Genomic DNA, 1263 nt, shown 5'->3' with positions numbered 1-1263 from the left:
GGATCCGGGTGCTGGGCGAAGACCACCCCGACACCCTCACCGCCCGCGGCAACCTCGCCACCTGGCGAGGGACGGCGGGAGACACGGCCGGCGCAGCACAGGCCTACGCCGACCTCCTCGAACCCATGATCCGGGTACTGGGCGAAGACCACCCCCACACCCTCACCACCCGCAACAACCTCGCCTCCTGGCGGGGGAGGTCGGGGGATGCGGCCGGGGCAGCACAGGCCTTCGCCAACCTCCTACCCGACCGAATCCGGGTGCTGGGCGAAGACCACCCCGACACCCTGATCACCCGCAACAACCTCGCCTCCTGGCGGGGGAGGTCGGGGGACGCGGCCGGGGCAGCACAGGCCTTCGCCAACCTCCTACCCGACCGAATCCGGGTGCTGGGCGAAGACCACCCCGACACCCTGATCACCCGGGTCAACCTCGCCACCTGGCGTGCAGAGGCGGGGGATGCGGCCGGGGCAGCTCAGGCCTACGCCGATCTGCTGACCGACCTGATCCGGGTGCTGGGCGAAGATCACCCCGACACCCTCGCCGCCCGCAACAACCTCGCCTCGTGGCGGGGGAGGTCGGGGGACGCGGCCGGGGCAGCACAGGCCTTCGCTGGCCTGCTGTCCGACCGGGTCCGGGTGCTGGGCGAAGACCACCCCCACACCCTCACCGCCCGCAGCAACCTCGCCTCCTGGCGAGGCGAGGCGGGGGATGCGGCCGGCGCAGCGCAGGCCTTCACCGACCTGCTATCCGACCGGATCCGTGTGCTGGGCGAGGACCACCCCGACACCCTCATCACCCGTGACAACCTCGCCTACTGGCGCGAGCGAGGAGAAGACGGCTCCACTGATGTGTGCACCGGTCAAGGGGACCAGCAGCCGTGACCCCCTTCGGACGCTCCAAGAGCGAGGACGGACCTGGGAAGGCACTGCCGGCCGAGCGCGGCCTGTCCGCTGGTGAGGACATCGGGTTCGGTGTCTCGGGCGACAGCAACGAGATCACCGTCGGAGACGTGGTCACCGGCGACAACGTCTCCATCACCCGCCAGTACGTGTTGCCGGCTGCCCGAAGTCAGGCGGTGTGGCCGCATCAGGTGGGAGTGATTCCGGCGCCGGCGCGCTCGTTCCAGCACCGCGGGGAAGTGGAGCGGCTGCAGGTGGCGGTCGAGGGCGGCGGGACCGCGGTGCTCTCGCAGGTGCTGGTCGGGATGGGTGGGGTCGGCAAGACCCAGCTCGCCGCCGACTACGCCCGCGCCTCCTGGGA

1 protein-coding gene and 1 pseudogene are annotated in these 1263 nt (G+C 71.3%); both read left to right on the top strand.

Translation table 11 applies throughout. From position 1 onward, the window contains the following. On the top strand, window positions 1-884 hold an 884-nt coding region (locus AB0O40_RS37745; RefSeq protein WP_365050869.1), incomplete at its 5' end, for a tetratricopeptide repeat protein. Then, window positions 881-1263: pseudogene (locus AB0O40_RS37740) on the top strand (tetratricopeptide repeat protein); the annotation flags it as partial. The gene AB0O40_RS37745 and the pseudogene AB0O40_RS37740, both read left to right, overlap by 4 nt.

The sequence above is a fragment of the Streptomyces sp. NPDC089919 genome (assembly GCF_040684615.1).
GTDB lineage: Bacteria > Actinomycetota > Actinomycetes > Streptomycetales > Streptomycetaceae > Streptomyces.
The sequence above is the reverse complement of the archived record's forward strand: the minus strand, read 5'-3'. Positions and strand labels throughout refer to the sequence as shown.